The sequence below is a fragment of the Thauera sp. 27 genome (assembly GCF_000310125.2).
In the GTDB taxonomy this organism is placed as follows: domain Bacteria; phylum Pseudomonadota; class Gammaproteobacteria; order Burkholderiales; family Rhodocyclaceae; genus Thauera; species Thauera mechernichensis.
The window spans coordinates 1-212 of sequence record NZ_AMXB01000126.1 but is presented as its reverse complement, the minus strand read 5'-3'; the positions used below and the strand labels follow the sequence as shown (position 1 = coordinate 212).

At 67.0% G+C, this 212-nt stretch carries 1 protein-coding gene; it reads right to left on the bottom strand.

Features of this window, described 5'->3' with window-relative positions; all coding sequences use genetic code 11:
* On the bottom strand, window positions 1–212 hold a 212-nt coding region (locus B447_RS21685; RefSeq protein WP_004250119.1), incomplete at both ends, for an NAD(P)/FAD-dependent oxidoreductase.

Genomic DNA, 212 nt, shown 5'->3' with positions numbered 1-212 from the left:
CCGGTCTCGGACAGGAACAGCACGCGGTCTTCGGTGACCTCGGTGTTGAGCGGGGCGCCCTGTTCCTTCCAGTCGGGGATGAGCTCGGTGAGCGCCTTGGGGTCCATCACCGCGCCCGACAGGATGTGGGCACCGATCTCGGCGGCCTTCTCGATCAGGCACACCGACAGCTCCTGGCCCTTGGCCGTGGCGAGCTGTTTCAAGCGGATCGC